Below are 17,906 nucleotides of genomic sequence, written 5' to 3'. Positions count from 1 at the left end.
GCCACCTCCAAAGGACAGGCTCGGCCGGCGTGCCTGCCTACTCGGTCCCGCCACCACGGTGGGGGAAGGTGAGCGTCGGGTGCGGATGCGTCGGCGGCTCCGGACCGGTCTTGGTCGGCTTGGAGGTGGACGACTCCGACTCGGAGCTGGAGCTCGGACTGGAGCTCGGGCTCGACTCGGACGTCGACGTCGGGCTGGGCTCGTCGGTCGAGGTCGGGTCCGGCGGCCGGACGGTCACCGTCGTCTTGCTGGAGTAGTCGCCGATCGACAGGGTCACCTTGGAGTCCTTGGCGACCTTGCTGCCGCCGCCCGGTGACACGTCCTGCACCTTGCCGTCCTGGTCCGGGTCGGAGACCGGCACGCTCTTGAGCTCCGGCTTCAGATGCGCCTGCAGGATCGCCAGCTGTGCTTCCCCGCTGTCCTTGCCCACCAGGTCGCTGGGCACGTGCACCTTGCCGCTGCTGACACTGAGGGTCACCCGCTGGCTCGGGTCGGCCATCGAGCCGATCGCCGGGTATGCGGACACGACCTGTCCGGCACTGAACTCGGTGTCGTCGACCTTCTTGTCCGCGACCTTGACCTTCTGGAAGCCGTCGTTCTTCAGCGCCTGTTTCGCCTCGGCGACCGTCTTGCCCGACACGTCGGGCACCGAGGACAGCCCCGGACCGTCACTGACGTTAAGCAGGATCTCCTCGTCGGGGTCGATGTCGGTGCCGCTGGACGGGTCGGTGCTGGCGACATACCCCTTGGTGACGTCGCTCTTGACGGTGTTGACCTTGATGTTGTGGAAGCCGTGGTCGGCGAGGATCCGCTTGGCGGCGGCCGCCTTCTGCTGGACCACGTTCGGCACGGACTCGGTGGCCGGGTCCTTGCTACTGCCGTTCATCACCAGGTAGCCGATGCCGAGGATCGCCAGCAGTGCGACGACGCCGGCCACCACCCACAGCCCGGTCATCCGGCGTTGCGGCTCGCTGTCGTGTATGTCGCGGGTGTGGTCACGCCGTCGCGGCACCTCCGGAGCCTGCGGCTCGCGGTCCATCACCGACGGGGCGACGGCCGCCGCCGAGCTGCTGACCGCGGTCGCGCCGGCGCTCAGTGGTGCTCCGGTCCGGGCGGCCTGCAGGTCGGCCCGGAAGTCCGCAGCGGTCTGGTAGCGCTCGTCGCGACCCTTGGCCAGCGAGTGCAGCGTGACGGCGTTCATCGCCTTGGGCACCGACGCCTCGTAGGTCGACGGCGGCTTCGGCGGGTCGGTGATGTGCTGATAGACCAGCGACACCGCCTCGCCGACGAATGGGGTTCTGCCGGTGAGCAATTCGTAGAGCACGCAGCCGGCGGAGTAGAGGTCGGATCGGGCGTCGACGGTCTCGCCCTGCGCCTGCTCCGGGGACAGGTAGCGCGCAGTGCCGACCACGGCCTGCGCCGAGGTCATCGTCGCGCCGTTGTCGGCCAGCGCCCGCGCGATGCCGAAGTCCATCACCTTGACGCTGCCGCCCTTGGTCAGCATCACGTTGGCCGGCTTGATGTCGCGGTGGACGATGCCCTTGTCGTGCGAATACTCCAGCGCCGACAGGATGCCCATGGTGATGCGCGCGGCCTCGTCGGAGGACAGCTTGCCCTCGTCGTTGAGGATCTCGCGCAGGGTCTGCCCGTCGACATACTCCATGACGATGTAGGGCACGTCGATCGGCGCCCCACCGGTCTCGGTGAAGGTCTCCTCGCCGGAGTCGTAGACCGCGACGATCGAGTGGTGCGACAGGCCAGCGGCCGAGTGCGCCTCGCGCCGGAAGCGCGTCAGGAACGTGCTGTCCCGGGCCAGCTCGGCGCGCAGGATCTTGATCGCGACCGTCCGGCCGAGCCGGGTGTCGTGACCCAGATGCACCTCCGCCATACCGCCGCGACCGATGAGCTCACCGACTTCGTAGCGGCCGCCGAGAATGCGTGGCATGCCGTCGGTCACGACGAGGCCTCCGGGCTGTAGGTGATGATCGGGTTGTTGAAAGGACCGGTGTCGGGCGCCGTAGGCACCTGGGGTTCGCTGCCGCCCTGCGTCGCCAGTATGACGACCACGACGACCGCGATGACCAGCACGGCCAGGATGCCGCCGCCGATCAGCAGCAGCTTGCCGCGCGAGCGACCGGTCGGGCCGCCCGCAGCGACCGGCTGACCGCCGGACACCGGGCCGCCGTGGGACACCTGCTGCGGACCGGACCGTGCACCGGTCGGGCCGCCGGCCTGTTGCCCGGTCTTGGTCTTACGCTGCGCTCGCGAGGACGTCTTGTTGTTGCGGTTGGCCTTGCGGCTGCCACCGGTGGTGGCCGGCTGGCCGCCAGAGTGGTGACCCGCCTGCGGACCGGAGTGCGGCCCCGACGGCGGGCCGGGGTGCGCGCCGGACTGCGGCCCGGACGGTCCGCCCGGCGGCATACCGGTCATGCCCGGTGCCGGTGCGGTGGCCCAGATGTTCAGGCCCATCTGCTCGCTGTCGGCGACGGCCTGACGCAGCGCTCGGCCGTATTCCTGCGCGGAGTCGGGTCGTGCCTGCGGGTCCTTCTCCAGGCCGGCGTGCACGACAGCGCGCATCGGCGCCGGGATCTCCGTCGGCAGCGGCGGAGGTTGCTCGTTGACGTGCGCCAACGCAAGTGCGACGGCGCTGTCGGCGGTGAACGGCCTTCTGCCGCCGAGCATTTCGTAGGTCACCACGGCGAGGGAGTAGACGTCGGTCAGGGCCGTCGTCTCCCGGCCCATCGCGGCCTCGGGTGCGAGGTATTGGGCGGTGCCCATCACCTCGCCGGTCTTGGTCATGGCGGCCGAACCAACCGCACGGGCGATGCCGAAGTCGGTCAGCTTCACCACACCGTCCGGCGTCACCAGCATGTTGGCCGGCTTGACGTCGCGGTGGATCAGCCCGGCGCGGTGCGCGGCGTGCAGCGCGGCGGCAGCCTGGCCGATGAGGCCCGCGGTGTCGGCGGCGGAGATGGGCCCGCGCTCGTGCAGGATCTTCGACAGCGGCTTGCCGGGGACGAACTCCATGACCAGGAAGGCCAGGTTGCCGTCCTCGCCGTAGTCGTAGACCTGAGCGATGTTGCCGTGCGCGAGCGCTGCGGACAGGCGAGCTTCGTTGCGGAAGCGCTCGGTGAAGCCCTCCTCGTCGGTCAGCCCTTCCTTGAGGAGCTTGATCGCGACGGACCGGTCCAGGATCTCGTCCTTGGCCTGCCAGACCTCGCCCATACCGCCGGCCGCGATGCGGTTGGTCAGCCGGTAGCGGCCGCCCATCAGGTCACCTTGCTGGCTCATACTTCTCTCCACGTCCGCCCCAGCGGCCGGGTCGCGGACGTCACCTTCTCGTGTGGTTCGGTCACTTCCCAATCACTGCTTCCATCACTTGCTTGGCGATCGGTGCTGCCACCAGACCGCCACTTGCCTCTTGTCCGACCGTGCCGCCGTTCTCGACAAGGACGGCCACTGCCACCTTCGGGTTGTCCGCGGGTGCGAATCCGGTGAACCACACGTCGGCGTTTCGTCCCGCCCCGTGCTCGGAGGTGCCGGTCTTGCCTGCAACCTTGATGCCCGGAATGGCCGCGTTGGTTCCCGTGCCCTCGCTGACGACCGACTCCATCATGTTCGTCAGGTCCTTGGCGGTGTCCTCCGAGACCGGGCTGGAGAACTCCTTGGGGTCGGTGCTCTGGATGACGTCGAGATTCTTGTCCCGCACCGACTGCACGAGATAGGGCTGCATCTCCTTGCCGCCGTTGGCGATCGCGGCGCTGACCATGGCGATCTGCAGCGGCGTCGCGCGCACGTCGTACTGTCCGATCGCGGACTGGGCCAGCTGCGGCTTGTTGAGGTCGTTCGGGAAGACGCTCGGGGTGACCGACATCGGGATCGACAGGGACTTCCCGAAGCCGAACTTCGTCGCCATACTCCGCAGGTCGTCCTGGCCGAGCTTGAGCGCGAGCGATGCGAACGCGGTGTTGCAGCTGATCGTCAGCGCCCGCTTGAGGCTCACCTCGTCGTTGGCGCCGCAGTTGCCGGGGAAGTCGTTGGGCAGGTAGTTGTTCGTCCCCGGCAGGCGCAGCTTCGCCGGCCCCGGCAGCGTCGAGTCGGTGTCATATTTGCCCGACTCGAGCGCGGCGGCCGCGTCGACCAGCTTGAAGGTCGACCCCGGCGGGTAGAGGTTGCCGTTGATCGCGCGGTTCAGCAGCGGCTGGTCGGGGTCCTTGGACAGCTGGGTGAAGGACTTCTGCACGTCGTCCAGGTTGTGGCTGGACAGCTTGTTGGGGTCGTATGACGGGCTGGTCACCATCGCCAGGATCGCGCCGGTCTTGGGGTCGAGTGCGACCACGGCGCCCTTCTGGTTGCCGAGCGCCTTCTTGGCCGCCTCCTGCGCCTTGGCGTTGATCGTCAGCTGCACGCTGGCGCCCTGCGCCGACTGGCCGGTGATGATGTCGGTGAGCCGGCGGTAGAAGAGCTTGTCGGAGCTGCCGTTGAGGAAGTCGTTGTAGCTGCGCTCGATGCCGGTGCTGCCGTAGGTGAAGGAGAAGTAGCCGGTCACGTCGGCATACAGCGAGCCGTGCGGGTATTTGCGCAGCCACTTGTATTGGTCGTCGGTCTTGGTCGACACCGCGGCGGCCGAGCCGCCGACGAGGATCGAGCCGCGCTCCTTGCTGTATGACGACAGCAGCGTGCGCCGGTTGCCGGGGCGGTCGTCGAGGCTGCGCGCCTGCACGAACTGGATCACCGTCGTTGCGACCAGCAGCGCGCAGAACATCGTGGCGACCACGAGCCCGAGGCGGCGGATGGGTGCATTCACTTCGTCTTCACCACTTGGGTGTCGTCGGTGTTGAGACTGTCGGGCCGTCCCTCGGCGGTGGGCCGGCGGGCGTGGTCACTGATCCGCAGCAGCAGCGCGACGATCACCCAGTTGGCCAGCAGCGACGAGCCACCCGCCGAGAGGAACGGTGTCGTCAGACCGGTCAGCGGGATGACCCGGGTGACGCCGCCGACGACGACGAAGACCTGCAGCGCCATCGAGAACGCCAGACCGGTGGCCAGCAGCTTGCCGAAGCCGTCGCGGGAGGCCACCCCGGCGCGCAGGCCGCGCTCCACGATGAGCCCGTAGAGCACGAGGATCGCGCACAGCCCGACCAGGCCGAGCTCCTCGCCGAAGGACGGGATGATGAAGTCGCTGTTGGCGAAGTAGGTCAGCTCCGGGTGCCCCTGGCCCAGCCCGGTGCCGAACATCCCGCCGGCCGCCATACCCATCAGGCCCTTGGCGATCTGGTCGGACATTCCCGGCTGGAAGGGGTCCAGCCACAGCGACACCCGCTCCTGGAAGTGCGCGAAGAGCAGGTATGCGACATACGCGCCGACGAGGAAGAGCCCGAGGCCGATGATGATCCAGGAGCGGCGCTCGGTGGCGACATACAGCATGCCGACGAAGAGGCCGAAGAACAGCAGCGAGGTGCCGAGGTCGGACTCGAAGACCAGCACACCGAGCGAGGCGATCCAGGCGATCAGGATCGGGCCCATGTCGCGGGCGCGCGGCAGCGGCAGCCCGAGCACCCGGCGGCCGACCAGGGACAGTGCGTCGCGGGTCTGCACCAGGTAGCTGGCGAAGAAGATCGTGATCAGGATCTTGGCGACCTCGCTGGGCTGGAAGGAGAATCCGCCGACACCGATCCACACCCGAGATCCGTTGATGTTGCGGCCGATTCCCGGCAGCAACGGTGTCAGCAGCAGGATGAAACCGGCCAGTCCGAAGATGAAGGTGTAGCGCCGCAGCCGCCGGTGGTCGGGCACCGCCACGAGCAGCGCGACGGCCGCGATGACGGCGACGACGGTCCACATCAACTGCTTGGGTGCGGAGTTGGGGCCGCCGGGTGTCAGGTCGATGCGGTGGATCATCACCAGGCCGAGGCCGTTGAGCAGGGTGACGATCGGCAGCAGCACCGGGTCGGCGTATGACGCCTTCCAGCGCAACACCAGGTGGAACGCGAACGCCACGACCGCGAATCCGCCGCCGAGGGTGTAGAAGTCGACCGGCAACGACTCGTTGACGGCCAGCCCGACGTTGGCGTAGGCCACCAGCACGATCGCGACAGCGACCACCAGCAACACCAGCTCGGTGTTGCGGCGGGTCTTCGGTGCCTGGATCCTCGCGCGCACTCAGCAGCTGCTTCCGTCGGCGATCTGTGCCTGGCAGGCGACCATGTCCGCGCGGAGGTTCTCCACGATGCCGATGGCGGCGTCGCGGTCGCCGGCGGTCATGCTCTTGGAGGCCACCTTGTTGCGGTCGTAGCTGGGCAGGTCGGCGACCCAGATGTCGCTGACAGTGTTGACCGAGTGCAGCCGGATCGGGCCAAGATTCTGCGAAATGCCCTGGTAGACGGTCACTTTGCCGTTGTGCTCCGCGAGGTAATACTGCCGCTGGGTGGCGGCATACCCGAAGATGCCGACGACCGCGAGCACGGCGAGCACCAGCACGACGATCAACCCGCGCTTGAGCCAGGTGAAGCGGCGCGGGCCGCCCTCCTCGGCGAGCAGCGGTGCGGCGTCCTCGCCCAGCTCGTCGTCCTCGGCCGGCGCGGGCGAGTTGGCTGCGCGGCTGAGCGCCGCGGCCTTGGCGGCGGGCGAGCTGGGCGCGTGATCGCCGGCGGCGTCGTGGCTGACGTCGTGCGCGGCGGCTGCGCCGACGATCTGGGGGGAGGTCGGGTCGCCCGCGTCCTCGTCCCCGTCCATGACGTCGGCGACGATCACCGTGACGTTGTCGCGGGTGGCGGCCTTGAGCGCGATGGCGATCAGCGCGTCCGCGATCTCACCGGGTGTGCCCTCGGCGGTGACGATCTGCTCGATCGTGGAGTGTGCGACGTAGTCGGACAGGCCGTCGCAGCACAGCAGCAGCCGGTCACCCGGCTTGGCCTCCCGCAGCGACAGGTCCGGCTCGTCGTCCTCCCGGCCGGTCAGCACCCGGGTCACCAGTGATCGCTGCGGGTGGTGCTCGGCCTCCTCGGGAGTGATCCGCCCCTCGTCGAGGAGGGTCTGCACGAAGCTGTGGTCCTTGGTGACCTGGGTGAAGACTCCGTCACGCACCAGATAGGCGCGCGAGTCGCCGATGTTGGCCAGTGCCAACATGTTTCCGCTGCGCAGGAAGGCGATGAGCGTGGTGCCCATGCCCTCCATCTCGGGGTCGGCGTCCATCTCCGCACGCAGCCGGGAGTTGGCGTTGTGGACCGCGGTCGCCAGCCGGCGCAGTGCCTCGTCGGTGCCGTAGGACTCGCCGTCGAGGCTGAGCAACTCGCCGACGACGGTCGAGCTGGCCATGTCGCCGGCAGCGTGCCCGCCCATGCCGTCGGCGAGCACGAGCAGATCGGGTCCGGCATACGCGGAGTCCTCGTTGCGGTTCTTGCTGCCGAGGCCGATGTCGGAGCGCGCGGCATACCGCAGGGAGATCGACATGGGGGCGTTACTTCCTGACCTCGAGGACCGTCTGGCCGATGCGCACGCGGGAACCCTCGGTGAGCGGCATGCCCTGACCGATGCGCTCGCCGCCGACGTAGGTGCCGTTGGTCGAGCCGAGGTCGTCGATCATCCAGGAGTTGCCGTCGGTGTAGATCCGGGCGTGCCGGCCACTGGCGAAGTCGTCGGACAGCACCAGGGTGCACTCGGGGTTGCGGCCGATCAGCACGCCGTTCTCGGTCATCGGGACGCTGCCGCCGCGCATCGGGCCCTCGATGATCGCCAGGCGGGACGGCCCGCGCCGGACCGGCTTGGCAGGGCGCTGCGGCGCTGCGGGGGCGCTGCGGCGGTCGCCGGACTTGGAGACCACGTGGGTGCCGTAGAGGTCGCCGCGCAGCACGCTGACGATGCTGAAGATGAACGCCCAGAGCAGCGCCAGCAACCCAAGACGGATCGCGGTGAGAGTGAGTTCGCTCACCGGGTGCCGCCTTCGTGGACGATGAGGTGGGTGCGGCCGACGGTGATGCGGTCGCCTTCGGACAGGTGCAGGGAGCTGATCGGGTCGCCGTTGACGAAGGTGCCGTTGGTCGAGCCGAGGTCACGGATGGTGATCACCTGGTGGGGTCCGTCGTAGGTGATGCGGATCTCGCTGTGTCGCCGGGAGATCCCCGGGTCGTCCAGGACCACGTCGGCGTCGTCGTCGCGGCCGAGCACGGTGATCGCGCCGGAGAGTTCGTAGCGGTCGCCGTCGACGTCCAGCCAGGGCCGCGTGCGCAGCTTGCGCGGTGCCGCTGGTGACGGCCGGTAGTCGTTGCGGGCGGGCGCGGGCTGTGGCGGCGCGGTGCCCTGTCGCTGTGAGGTGGCCGAGGAGCCGGAGGAGCCCCCCGAGATGGCTGAGGAGCCGGAGGAGCGAAGCGGGGGAGGCGTCTCGAAGCCTCGCGGCCCGCCCGGCTCGTGTCCCCTCGGCGCGCGCGGGTCGTCGACGTCGCGGGCCGGCGGCATACGTTCCGGGGAGCGCTCGGGTGCGCGCTCCGGCATGCGGCGCATGCCGGGCTGGATCTGTCGGGCGGTCGACGGACGCAGCCGGAAGACGCCGGTCTCGAGGCTCTCGTCCTCGGTGAACTGCACGCTCACCGGACCGCCCGGCTGGTAGCGCTGGCTCTCGGCGTGCTCGGACGCGGTGGCGATCAGGTCGTCAGCGAGCTCTTCCTCGTGCTCGGTGACCAGACCTTCGTAGTCGGTGGTGGACAGCTCGACGACGAAGAGGTTGGGGACCGAGTGCCGCTTGCCCTTGCCGGCACTGACCGCGCGGTCGTCCATGGCTCGGCGCATGGCACTGGCGATCTCGACGGGCTGCACCTCGGAGCGGAACGCCTTGGCGAAGACGCCGTTGACGCCACGTTCGATACTGCGTTCCAGTCTGTCGAAAATGCCCACGGCCTCGCCTCCTTGCTCCGGTTGTGCGGGATCGCTTCTCGTGACGGCTCGAGCCGCGCACGCCATGGTAACTGTGTGGCGTATGACGTCTCGGCATACGCGCTCGGATCCTTCCGATTCGTGACGCCCTCCACCCAGAGCCTTCCATCGGCCAGTGACGGCTTCCTCGCCGAGTGACGGCTGTATGGCGCCGTCACTCGACGAGCGGACCGTCAGTCGGTGAGCACGGTGTGCGTTCCGACGCGGCCGAGCCCCGAGCAGGGGCCGATTTGGTGTTCAGCCACCGGACAGGGCACACTTGACCCCGCACTCGCGCGAGTGGCGGAACGGCAGACGCGCTGGCTTCAGGTGCCAGTGTCCGAAAGGGCGTGGGGGTTCAAATCCCCCCTCGCGCACCCACCCGAAACCCCGAACCTCTGGTTCGGGGTTTCGTCGTTTCCGCGGTCGGGTTTGTATGTCGCCCCGACCGTGGTGGCGGCTCCTCGCACGCGGTCGCACGCTGTGACATTCCGGTGAGTTGATTGGTTTCGGCACTTTCGTTCGGATGTCGATCTACCGTGAAGCGCGCGACGAGACGCGCTCGTCGCGCTGTCGGGGGCGGGGGTAAGGCGGCCCGATGGACGTTCGGTGAAGGGGAGATCTCGTCGTGAGGGTGGTCCATCGGCATACGGCTCGGTCCGGCACGGGTTGTCCGGCGTGAGGTGGCTGGCGAAGTTCGCCCGCGGGTCGCGGCGGGGCCAAGCCGTCCTCTTTGCGGTCACAGTCGGCCTGCTGGTTGCGGTGGTGGCCGTTGAGCCGTTACTGAGTCGCTCGTTCTCGCATGCCCTCGTGCAATATCACGCAGACGCCGAAGGCGTCGTTGGCGGTCGAGTGCAGCTGAGGGCGGTGGGCAATGGTCTGGTGCCGCCTTCAACGTTGGAACGTTGGGTGGACCCGCGGGTCAAGTCTGTTACCGGCAAACCGACGGAGTCGATCGCGGCCCTCGCTTCTTGGGCCGGCCCGGACTGGCTCATCTCGGTCCAATACACCAAGGACGCATGCGCGCACGTGCGCGTAGTCAGTGGCCGCTGCCCGCGTGCTCGTGACGAGGTCATGGTGTCCGCTTCGACTCGGACGCAGGCTGAGGTGCAAAAGATCAGTTTGCGGGAGCCGATCCGGCTACGGATGGCAAGCACGAAGAACGGCTGGACGATCTACGACATCAAACACACGGTGCGGGTGGTCGGGGTCTTCACTGCGTCAGGCAAGAACACCTTTTGGGGTGGCTCCAAGCCCGCGCGATTCGCGAAGAAGCCGGCTGCCGGCGACCCGCACGCAACCTTGTTGACGTCGGCTGCCACGTTCGCCGGTCAGGTCCCTAACAAGACGGCGGACGGTGTGTCTGGGAACCGGTGGAGCCAGGTCTCTACTTCAGTGTCTTACCCCATCCATGCGCAGAAACTCACGCCGCGGACCCTTCCGGCGGCTGTCGACGGTGTTCATCAGACCGCTGAGCACGAGATCCAGCTATACGAGCCGCTCTCGCAGATCGACGATCAAACGCGCAACGATCTGTCCCAGGTCCGAGTGATCCTTCCGTTCCTGCTGGTGCAACTCGGCGTCGTATTGCTGATCTTGCTGGTGCAGGTCTCGACGTTCCTGGCCACGGTGCGGCGGGGTGAGGCGGCCGTGCTGAAGATGCGCGGTAACGGGACAGTTGGTGTCCTACGGCTCGGGGCCGCCGAGTTCGCCCCGGGTGTGGCGCTGGGTGCAGCGGCCGGTTTGGTCATGGCGTATGGCGTGGACGAGTTGGTCCGTCGCGTGTGGTTACCGGGAAGTGTTGCGGCTCAATGGATCTGGAGCCCGTTGGTCTTGACCGCCGGTACGACGGCGGTGGCCGGAGTCGTGTGGTTTGCGTGTTGGTGGTTGATGGCTCGCGAGCCGATCAGCTCGTTGCTGCGGGCGCGGCCGCCCCGGCACCGTGCCCGCCTGTCGATGCCGGCTGCGGTGCTGGGCGCGTTGTGTCTGGCCGGGCTGGTGCTGACCACCACAAAGAGCCTGACCGGTGCACCTGTGCAGGTGACGCCGATGCTGCTGGCGGGGCTCGTCGCGATCGTCATCGGCGCGTTCCTCGCACCTGCTGCCGCACGATTGGTGCGCTGGTTGCTGAGGAGTCGCCGGCCTGCTGGTGCTCTCGCGGTCGCACAGCTGGGCAGACGGGCGGGTGTGGTCATCGCCGTGGCGACGCTGATCATCACCTCGGCGCTGCTGACGTTGAGCGTCAGCGTGTTTGCCCGAGGCGCCGATAACCGGGCTGCCCGGACCGCGGCTGACCTTGGCGCGACGACACTTGTGCACGTGCACACCGGCTCCGGGTCCCCGGACGGCTACGACCTGATCGACGCGGTGACCTCCGTTGACCCACAGCACCAGGAGTTCACACCAGCGGTGATGATCAGCGCGGTGACATCGACGAGTGACGCCGTGCTCGGGGTGATTCCATCCGACATGCAGCGGATCGGAAGCCGCACCGGTCTCCGGGATCGCGTGCCCTGGTCCAATCTGGGGAAGGGGACGAGCGCAGGGAATCCGGCCGCGATCATCTCCACCTGGACGACGAAAGGTGCTGTGGGATCGGTTGTTTCAGCTCCGACCATGGCGGACGTGGACGGCGACTTCACGGTCGTCGGGACCGCGCCATACATCCCGGGCGTCGGCGCCCGCACCATCGTGGTGGACCTGAAAACGATGCTGCAAGCCGGCGAGCGGCAGGACAACGTCGCTTTCCAAGTGTTCGCCTCGACACAGGACCGGGCCGAACTTGCCAAGCTCGAGACTGCGCTTCGGAAGGCAGGGTTCGCCTCCACTGATGTCGAGACCGAACGCCAAGTGCGTGCGGGGTATGACGCCACGGCCACGGCGTGGGCGATGAATCTGTCCATTGTGGTGNGGTGTTTTCGGCCACGCAGGACCCGCAGGCGCTCAAGCGCTTGGATGCCGCGGTCCGCAAGGCCGGCTTTGCGGGCACCGATGTGCAAACACTGGATCAGACGCGATCCGACTACGACGCCACGGCCACGGCGTGGGCGATGAACCTGTCCATTGTGGTTTCGGCGTTGTCGGTGCTGGCGGCGCTGGTCAGTGTGGTGCTGGTGGCGGTGGCTTCCCGGGCGGATCGGGAACGCGATCTGCGGGCGTTGCGCACCGGTGGACTGCCGCGCCGGGTGGTGCGTGCGGCGACGGTGGGTGAGTTCGTGCTGCTGGCACTCGTGGGCAGTGTGATTGGGGCGGCGACGGCACCGTTCGCTGCCTGGTTGACCGGGCGGACGATGTTGTGGTGGTCCACACCGCCGGATCAGCCACTGACCAAGACCGGGTTCCAATGGACTGCAGGTGTGTCGGCTGCCATCGCGTTGATCGTGGTCCTGGTGGTGGTCGCGACCGCCTTCGGCACGCGCATCGCCCGCTCGGCCAGTCAGCAGGTAAGGGGAAATGAAGTATGAGCGTCACCGATACCACGGCACCGCCGATCGTCAGCGTCGAAGGCCTGGTCCAGATCTACCGGATGGAAGGTCAGGACGTCGCCGCCCTGTCCGGGGTGAACCTGAGCGTGCAGCCCGGTGAGATCGTCGCGCTGGTCGGGCCGTCGGGCGCGGGCAAGTCCACGCTGCTGAGCGTGCTCGCGGGCCTGACCGCGCCCAGCGCCGGGAGAGTTCGGATTGCCGGGCACGAGCTCAGCGGCGATGACGTCGGACGCCTGGACGGTGTGCGCGGGACCGATCTGGCGGTGTTGTTGCAGGACGTCAGCAAGAACCTGTTTCCTTATCTGACCGTGCGGCAGAACATCGAGTTGGGCTGGCCGAAACGGCTCGCGGGCAGCATCGACGCGGACGCGGTGCTCGACATCGTCGGGATCGAGCCGGAGCTGAGAACCCAACCGGTGCACCGGATTTCAGCGGCCACTCGGCAGCTGACCGCGATCGCGGCGACGATCGCGACGAACCCGTCGGTGTTGTTGGCGGACGAGCCGACCAGCAGCCTGGCCGGGGTGGAGGTGCAAGCCGTCACCGACGCCATCCTGCGCGCCAACAAGGACCTGGGCACCACGGTCATCGCCGTCACCCATGACCTGGATGTGGCCACAGCCCTGGATGCCCGGGTGATCACCATCCGCGACGGGCGGATCCGGATGGACGCCCGCGGCGGCAGCACCCAGGTGCACGTCCGCGAGGACGGCAGCATCCCGCTCACCGACGACATCTTCAGTCAGTTCCCGGCCGGGACCCCGGTCACGTTGCGGCCGGGCGAGGATGCCGACACGTTTGTCGTCCGCCGCGTCGACGGAGGCGAAGCATGATCCGGCTGCACGAGGCCACCGCCCGAACCCGTGACGACATAACGATTTTCGCCGATCTGGACCTGGCCATCCCGGACGGTGCGGTCGGCATCGTCACCGGTCACGCGGGCAGCGGGAAGACCGCACTGATCGACGTATGCCGCGGCGAGTTGCCGCTCAGCTCCGGCACGGTCGAGCTCGGGGATGGGCGGTGCGGTGTCATCACCCAGAGCTACGACCTGTGTGAGTCGCTGACGGTCACCGAGAACATCGTGCTGCCGTTGACCGCGCACGACACGGCGTATGCCGACGCGCGTGAACGCACGGCGCAGGCACTCCGCCGGCTGGGGGTCGACGCCATCGGCGATCACCTGATCGGCGAGATCTCCGGCGGGCAACGCCAACGGGTCGCGGTCGCACGGGCGATCGTCGACGAGCCGGCAGTCATCCTGGCCGACGAACCGACGTCCGCACTCGACGCCGAGAACCGTGCCCTCGTGCTCGCCGAGCTCCGGCGGCTCGCCGACGGCGGCGCATCGGTCCTCATCACCACCAACGACGCACAACTGACCGAAACCGCCGACGTTGCACTCGATCTCGGCAGATTTGTCGCCGTGTAGTCCCGCGGCTGACGAGCCCCGGCGCCTGCAGCCGCGGCGCGCCGATGCAGCCGGACGCCGCCCGTCGAGCGTCTACTGTCAGCACCAGCCGGTATGCCGAGCCGCCGACGACAGGAGACCACCGTGCGACGAGTGCTTGCGGTGACTGCCGCAGCGGTCACTGCCCTGGGCCTGGCCGCCTGCGACTGGCCCGGCTCGACCTCCGCACACGCGCCGTCCACCAGTTCGTCGACCGGTTCGTCGATCAGTTCGTCCACGAGTGCGACCGTGCCCCGAGGCAGTCCCCCGCCGGTCACGCAGTCGCAGCGCTGGGACGTCAGCGTGTGCAGCAAGCTCGACCCGGCGAAGGTGGCGAAGGCCGCCGGCGACGACGTCACACCCCGACTGGTCCACAAACGTATGGTGAGCGTCGTCGGCGTCCCGACCTTCGACGTGTGCACCGTTGCGTTGCAACGCGGCGCCGAAAAGTCTAGCTACGACATCGGATTCGGGGTGTCGGTCGCAAACTGGGGCGTCTCTCAATGGTCGGCCAAGGTGCGGGGAGGTGCCGAGGCGGCCGAGCTGCAGGGCCACGACCTGCTCATCACCCGAAGCGCCACCGGGACGCGGTATGAAGTGCTGATCGGCGCAAAGGTGCTGACCGTCTTCGGCCCGCCCGGGCAGACCCGGCAGCAGGTCACCGCCGAGCTCAAGCTCGCCATCCCGTTCGTGCGGCAGGCGTACGCGGCGCGCCTTGCGATCACGGTCCCGGCCTGCGGTCGAGCCGACGCCGCCGCTGCGGATGCGTTGGGCCGGGCGGCGATGGTGCGGCGGGACAGCGGCACGGGTGGCGACCTCACCTGCGGCTGGTCGACGGAGACGGCATACGTGCGGACGTATGCCGACAGCGGGCCGGCCGACTGGCCGATCGTGGTCAAGGCAATCCTGAAGCGGCGGCCCACCTCCGAGCGGGTGTTCGGTGTCGGTGCAGACGCGGTCTACACGCCTCCGACGAGCGCCGAGCGGCCGACGATTCGGGTGGCGACGAAGCAGCGGCTGGTCTACATCGAGGGGTCGGCGAAGCGTGACGGCAAGCAGGTCGACAAGGCCGCCCTGGTCGCGGTGGCCAAGGCGATCATCGGCAGTTACTGACCCGCGACCCCGTCGGCTCCCGCTGTCTGCTGCGCCCGGGTCCACTCCTCGAGGCCGGTCGCGGTCAGCGGCAGTGCATCCGACAGGATCTCGATCCCCGTGTCGGTGACCAGCAGGTCGTCCTCGATGCGTATGCCGATGCCGCGCAGCTCCGGCGGCACGGTCTCGTCCGTGCCGTGGAAGTAGATCCCCGGCTCGACGGTGAGCGCCATACCGGGTGCGACGGCGCCGAGTTGGTAGTCCTCGAAGGTCGACTTGGAGCAGTCGTGCACATCCAGCCCTAGGTGGTGGCCCACACCGCACACGATGTAGCGCCGGTGCTGCTGACCGCCGGGTGACAGTGCCTCGTCCACCGACACGGGCAGCAGACCCCAGTCGTGCAGACCTTGCGCGATGACCTCCATGCAGCGGTGGTGGAAGTCGACGAAGGTGCGGCCCGGTCGGACGGCGTCCAGGCCGGCCCGGTGGGACTTCTCCACCAGGTCGTGCACCATGCGCTGCTCGGGGGTGAAGGTGCCCGAGACCGGGATCGTGCGGGTCACGTCCGCGGTGTAGAAGCTCTTGGCTTCGACGCCCATGTCGAGCAGCAGGGCGTCGCGCTCACCGAGTGCGGCGTCGCAGCGCGTCCAGTGCAGGACCGCGGCGTTCTCCCCGGTCGCGACGATCGTGCGATAGCCGACGTCGTTGCCGAAGGTGCGTGCGTGCCGGTTGAACGTCCCCTGCAGCCAGCGCTCGCCGCCGCGACGAGCCGCGACGGGGATCTGTCCGGCCACCGTCCGGAAGCCGTCGATGGTGGTGTCGACCGCGAGCCGCAGCTGCTCGATCTCCCACGCGTCCTTGATCATTCGCAGTCGCGAGAGGGTCTGGTGCAGGGCGGCGACCTCGCCGCGACGCACCGGGCCGAGGATGTCCTGATCGACGAATCCGGCTACCAGCACGTCGGATTCAGCGGACAATGAGCCCGCGAGCTTGTCGATGGTCTGGACCTCGAGCTGCAGCGCCGCCGCCCAGTCCGACAAGCTCGGCGAGGGCCCGGTCCACAACTCGCCGTATGCCGAGTCGGCGTAGAACCCGGCGTCGCCCGGTGTCTCCGGGGGCGTGATGTAGAGGGTCGCGGACGCGTCAGCGGAGCCGGTGCGGATCACGACGACGCCTCGCTCGACCGGCGCACCGACGAGCCAGAGGAAGTCCGAGTGCGCGCGGAATTCGTAGTCGTTGTCGTCGTTGCGCACCGGAGCAGCCCCCGCGCCGACCACGATCGTGCGGCCGGGCAGCGCCTCCGCCAGCCGCCGCCGGTGTCCTGCGGCGGCATCGGCGGCCCCGGCCACGACCGGCGCCTGCCGAGCGGGCCGCGCCCAACCGGTGCGGATGAAGTCCTGGAATCCGTCGGCGTCGCGCAGCGGCGGGAGGCCGCCCATGCGCAGGTTCGGAGAGGTCTTGTCGGCCATTGGTGCTGCTCCCGTGCTTCAACTGTGGGTCGGTCCTGTCGTCCATCGCATCACGAAGGCTCCGAGAGGTCCGGCCGACCCCCGGCTACTGCAGCACGTCGCGGGTCCTGCTGAGATACCACGCCTTGAGTGCCAAGGGACCGTTGGCGATCAGGCTGGCGAAGCCCGTGGTGCACAGCGACATGGACACCGACCGGCACACTGGGGGTTGGTCACGTATGACGAAGCCGCCCACGACCGCACGAAGGAAGCATGATGCCGCAGACACCGCTGGAACTCTTCTCCACCGACCAGCTGATCGGTGACGACGACCGCGAATTGCGTGACGCGGTGAGGTCGTTCGCGACCGACAAGATCAAACCGCACCTGGCCGACTGGTTCGAGGCCGGTGACCTCCCGGCGCGCGAGCTCGCCCTGCAGCTGGGTGAGCTGGGCGTCCTGGGCATGCACCTGGAGGGCTACGGCTGCGCCGGGACGTCGGCGACGGCATACGGCCTGGCCTGCATGGAGCTGGAGGCCGCCGACTCCGGCATCCGGTCGCTGGTCTCGGTGCAGGGGTCGCTGGCGATGTTCGCGATCCACCACTGGGGCAGCGACGAGCAGAAGGACGAGTGGCTGCCTCGTATGGCGCGCGGTGAGGCGATCGGCTGCTTCGGGCTGACCGAGCCCGACTTCGGCTCCAACCCGGCCGGAATGCGCACCCGAGCACGTCGCGACCCCTCGACAGGCTCAGGGAACGGCGGGGGCTCAGGGAGCGACGCGGACTGGATCCTGACCGGCAACAAGCTGTGGATCACCAACGGCTCGATCTCCGACGTGGCCGTCGTGTGGGCGCAGACCGGCGAAAGCGCCCGGGACATCAGGGGATTCGTCGTCCCGACGGACACACCCGGCTTCTCCGCGCCGAAGGTGCAGCACAAGCTGTCGCTGCGGGCTTCGGTCACCAGTGAGCTGGTCCTGGACGAGGTCCGGCTGCCCGCCTCGGCGATGCTGCCGGAGGCTCGCGGCCTGCGCGGACCGCTCACCTGCCTCGACGAGGCCCGCTTCGGGATCGTCTTCGGCGCGCTCGGTGCTGCGCGTGACTGCCTGGAGGCGACCATTGCGTATGCCGCGGACCGGCAGCTCTACGACAGGTCGTTGTCGGCATACCAACTCACCCAGGCGAAGCTCGCCGACATGAGCCTGGAGCTCGGCAAGGGAATGCTGCTCGCGCTGCAGCTCGGCAAGCTCAAGGACGCCGGAACTGTGCAGCCACAACAGATTTCGCTCGGCAAGCTGAACAACGTGCGCGAGGCGATCGCGATCGCCCGCGAGTGCCGCACCATCCTCGGCGCAGCCGGGATCACCCTGGAGTTCCCGGTCATGCGGCACGCCAACAACCTCGAGTCGGTGCTCACCTACGAGGGCACCAGCGAGGTGCACCAGCTGATCATCGGGCAGGCGCTGACGGGCGAGTCCGCCTTCCGGTGACGTCGCCCGCGGCATTGATTTCTACAAGTTGTA

13 protein-coding genes and 1 tRNA gene are annotated in these 17,906 nt (G+C 68.5%); 6 read left to right on the top strand and 8 right to left on the bottom strand.

Translation table 11 applies throughout. The annotated features are described in order from the left end of the window. Nucleotides 1-37: 37 nt before the first annotated feature. The 7 genes from pknB to ACSZL9_RS15855 all read right to left on the bottom strand — a co-directional run bounded on the left by pknB (nucleotide 38) and on the right by ACSZL9_RS15855 (nucleotide 8,889). Nucleotides 38-1,957 (bottom strand): Stk1 family PASTA domain-containing Ser/Thr kinase, encoded by a 1,920-nt coding sequence (pknB, locus tag ACSZL9_RS15885; RefSeq protein ID WP_446666488.1) that lies wholly within the window; start codon nucleotides 1,955-1,957, stop codon nucleotides 38-40. Then, complete coding sequence (locus tag ACSZL9_RS15880; protein ID WP_446666487.1) at nucleotides 1,954-3,291, bottom strand: protein kinase domain-containing protein; 1,338 nt, start codon at nucleotides 3,289-3,291, stop codon at nucleotides 1,954-1,956. Before ACSZL9_RS15880 ends, pknB begins: the two co-directional genes overlap by 4 nt. A gap of 61 nt (nucleotides 3,292-3,352) precedes the next feature. Continuing rightward, the gene (locus ACSZL9_RS15875) at nucleotides 3,353-4,807 is read right to left on the bottom strand and encodes a peptidoglycan D,D-transpeptidase FtsI family protein (protein ID WP_446666486.1); all 1,455 of its coding nucleotides are present in this window, start codon (nucleotides 4,805-4,807) and stop codon (nucleotides 3,353-3,355) included. Next, nucleotides 4,804-6,162 carry an FtsW/RodA/SpoVE family cell cycle protein gene (locus ACSZL9_RS15870; protein WP_446666485.1) on the bottom strand — a complete coding sequence of 453 codons (1,359 nt, stop codon included), beginning with the start codon at nucleotides 6,160-6,162 and terminating at the stop codon, nucleotides 4,804-4,806. Before ACSZL9_RS15870 ends, ACSZL9_RS15875 begins: the two co-directional genes overlap by 4 nt. Continuing rightward, nucleotides 6,163-7,452, bottom strand: coding sequence for a PP2C family protein-serine/threonine phosphatase (locus tag ACSZL9_RS15865; RefSeq protein ID WP_446666484.1), 1,290 nt, complete (start codon nucleotides 7,450-7,452; stop codon nucleotides 6,163-6,165). Nucleotides 7,453-7,459: 7 nt separating this feature from the next. Further along, nucleotides 7,460-7,930 carry an FHA domain-containing protein FhaB/FipA gene (locus ACSZL9_RS15860; RefSeq protein WP_446666483.1) on the bottom strand — a complete coding sequence of 157 codons (471 nt, stop codon included), beginning with the start codon at nucleotides 7,928-7,930 and terminating at the stop codon, nucleotides 7,460-7,462. Beyond that, nucleotides 7,927-8,889 carry an FhaA domain-containing protein gene (locus ACSZL9_RS15855; RefSeq protein WP_446666482.1) on the bottom strand — a complete coding sequence of 321 codons (963 nt, stop codon included), beginning with the start codon at nucleotides 8,887-8,889 and terminating at the stop codon, nucleotides 7,927-7,929. Before ACSZL9_RS15855 ends, ACSZL9_RS15860 begins: the two co-directional genes overlap by 4 nt. Nucleotides 8,890-9,201: 312 nt before the next feature. Here ACSZL9_RS15855 and ACSZL9_RS15850 point away from each other — a divergent pair. From ACSZL9_RS15850 to ACSZL9_RS15830, 5 genes are all read left to right on the top strand, one after another. Next, nucleotides 9,202-9,284 (top strand) — tRNA-Leu (locus ACSZL9_RS15850). Between the two features lie 2,673 nt (nucleotides 9,285-11,957). Next, nucleotides 11,958-12,371 carry an FtsX-like permease family protein gene (locus tag ACSZL9_RS15845; RefSeq protein ID WP_446666653.1) on the top strand — a complete coding sequence of 138 codons (414 nt, stop codon included), beginning with the start codon at nucleotides 11,958-11,960 and terminating at the stop codon, nucleotides 12,369-12,371. Then, nucleotides 12,368-13,225 carry an ABC transporter ATP-binding protein gene (locus ACSZL9_RS15840; RefSeq protein WP_446666481.1) on the top strand — a complete coding sequence of 286 codons (858 nt, stop codon included), beginning with the start codon at nucleotides 12,368-12,370 and terminating at the stop codon, nucleotides 13,223-13,225. The genes ACSZL9_RS15845 and ACSZL9_RS15840 overlap by 4 nt, the downstream gene beginning before the upstream one ends. Further along, on the top strand, nucleotides 13,222-13,824 hold the full coding sequence (locus ACSZL9_RS15835; protein ID WP_446666480.1) for an ATP-binding cassette domain-containing protein: 603 nt from the start codon (nucleotides 13,222-13,224) through the stop codon (nucleotides 13,822-13,824). The genes ACSZL9_RS15840 and ACSZL9_RS15835 overlap by 4 nt, the downstream gene beginning before the upstream one ends. A 123-nt stretch (nucleotides 13,825-13,947) precedes the next feature. Next, nucleotides 13,948-14,955, top strand: coding sequence for a hypothetical protein (locus tag ACSZL9_RS15830; RefSeq protein ID WP_446666479.1), 1,008 nt, complete (start codon nucleotides 13,948-13,950; stop codon nucleotides 14,953-14,955). On the opposite strand, the gene ACSZL9_RS15825 is transcribed toward ACSZL9_RS15830, so the two are convergent. Beyond that, nucleotides 14,949-16,403, bottom strand: coding sequence for an aminopeptidase P family protein (locus ACSZL9_RS15825; RefSeq protein ID WP_446666478.1), 1,455 nt, complete (start codon nucleotides 16,401-16,403; stop codon nucleotides 14,949-14,951). The two genes, ACSZL9_RS15830 and ACSZL9_RS15825, sit on opposite strands and share 7 nt — an antisense overlap. A 255-nt stretch (nucleotides 16,404-16,658) precedes the next feature. Here ACSZL9_RS15825 and ACSZL9_RS15820 point away from each other — a divergent pair, with 255 nt between their 5' ends. Next, nucleotides 16,659-17,873: an acyl-CoA dehydrogenase family protein gene (locus ACSZL9_RS15820; RefSeq protein ID WP_446666652.1), complete on the top strand. Its 1,215-nt coding sequence runs from the start codon at nucleotides 16,659-16,661 to the stop codon at nucleotides 17,871-17,873. The last annotated feature ends 33 nt before the right edge of the window (nucleotides 17,874-17,906 follow it).

It is taken from the genome of Flexivirga sp. B27 (genome assembly GCF_052905685.1).
This window is presented reverse-complemented; position numbering and strand designations above follow the sequence as displayed.

What these genes read in the sequence shown, in the direction of transcription:
- ACSZL9_RS15865 (WP_446666484.1), bottom strand. Translation starts at nt 7,452, where the DNA reads ATGTCGATCTCCCTGCGGTATGCCGCGCGCTCCGACATCGGCCTCGGC.
- ACSZL9_RS15840 (WP_446666481.1), top strand. Translation starts at nt 12,368, where the DNA reads ATGAGCGTCACCGATACCACGGCACCGCCGATCGTCAGCGTCGAAGGC.
- ACSZL9_RS15825 (WP_446666478.1), bottom strand. Translation starts at nt 16,403, where the DNA reads ATGGCCGACAAGACCTCTCCGAACCTGCGCATGGGCGGCCTCCCGCCG.
- ACSZL9_RS15820 (WP_446666652.1), top strand. Translation starts at nt 16,659, where the DNA reads ATGCCGCAGACACCGCTGGAACTCTTCTCCACCGACCAGCTGATCGGT.
- ACSZL9_RS15835 (WP_446666480.1), top strand. Translation starts at nt 13,222, where the DNA reads ATGATCCGGCTGCACGAGGCCACCGCCCGAACCCGTGACGACATAACG.
- ACSZL9_RS15845 (WP_446666653.1), top strand. Translation starts at nt 11,958, where the DNA reads ATGAACCTGTCCATTGTGGTTTCGGCGTTGTCGGTGCTGGCGGCGCTG.
- ACSZL9_RS15880 (WP_446666487.1), bottom strand. Translation starts at nt 3,291, where the DNA reads ATGAGCCAGCAAGGTGACCTGATGGGCGGCCGCTACCGGCTGACCAAC.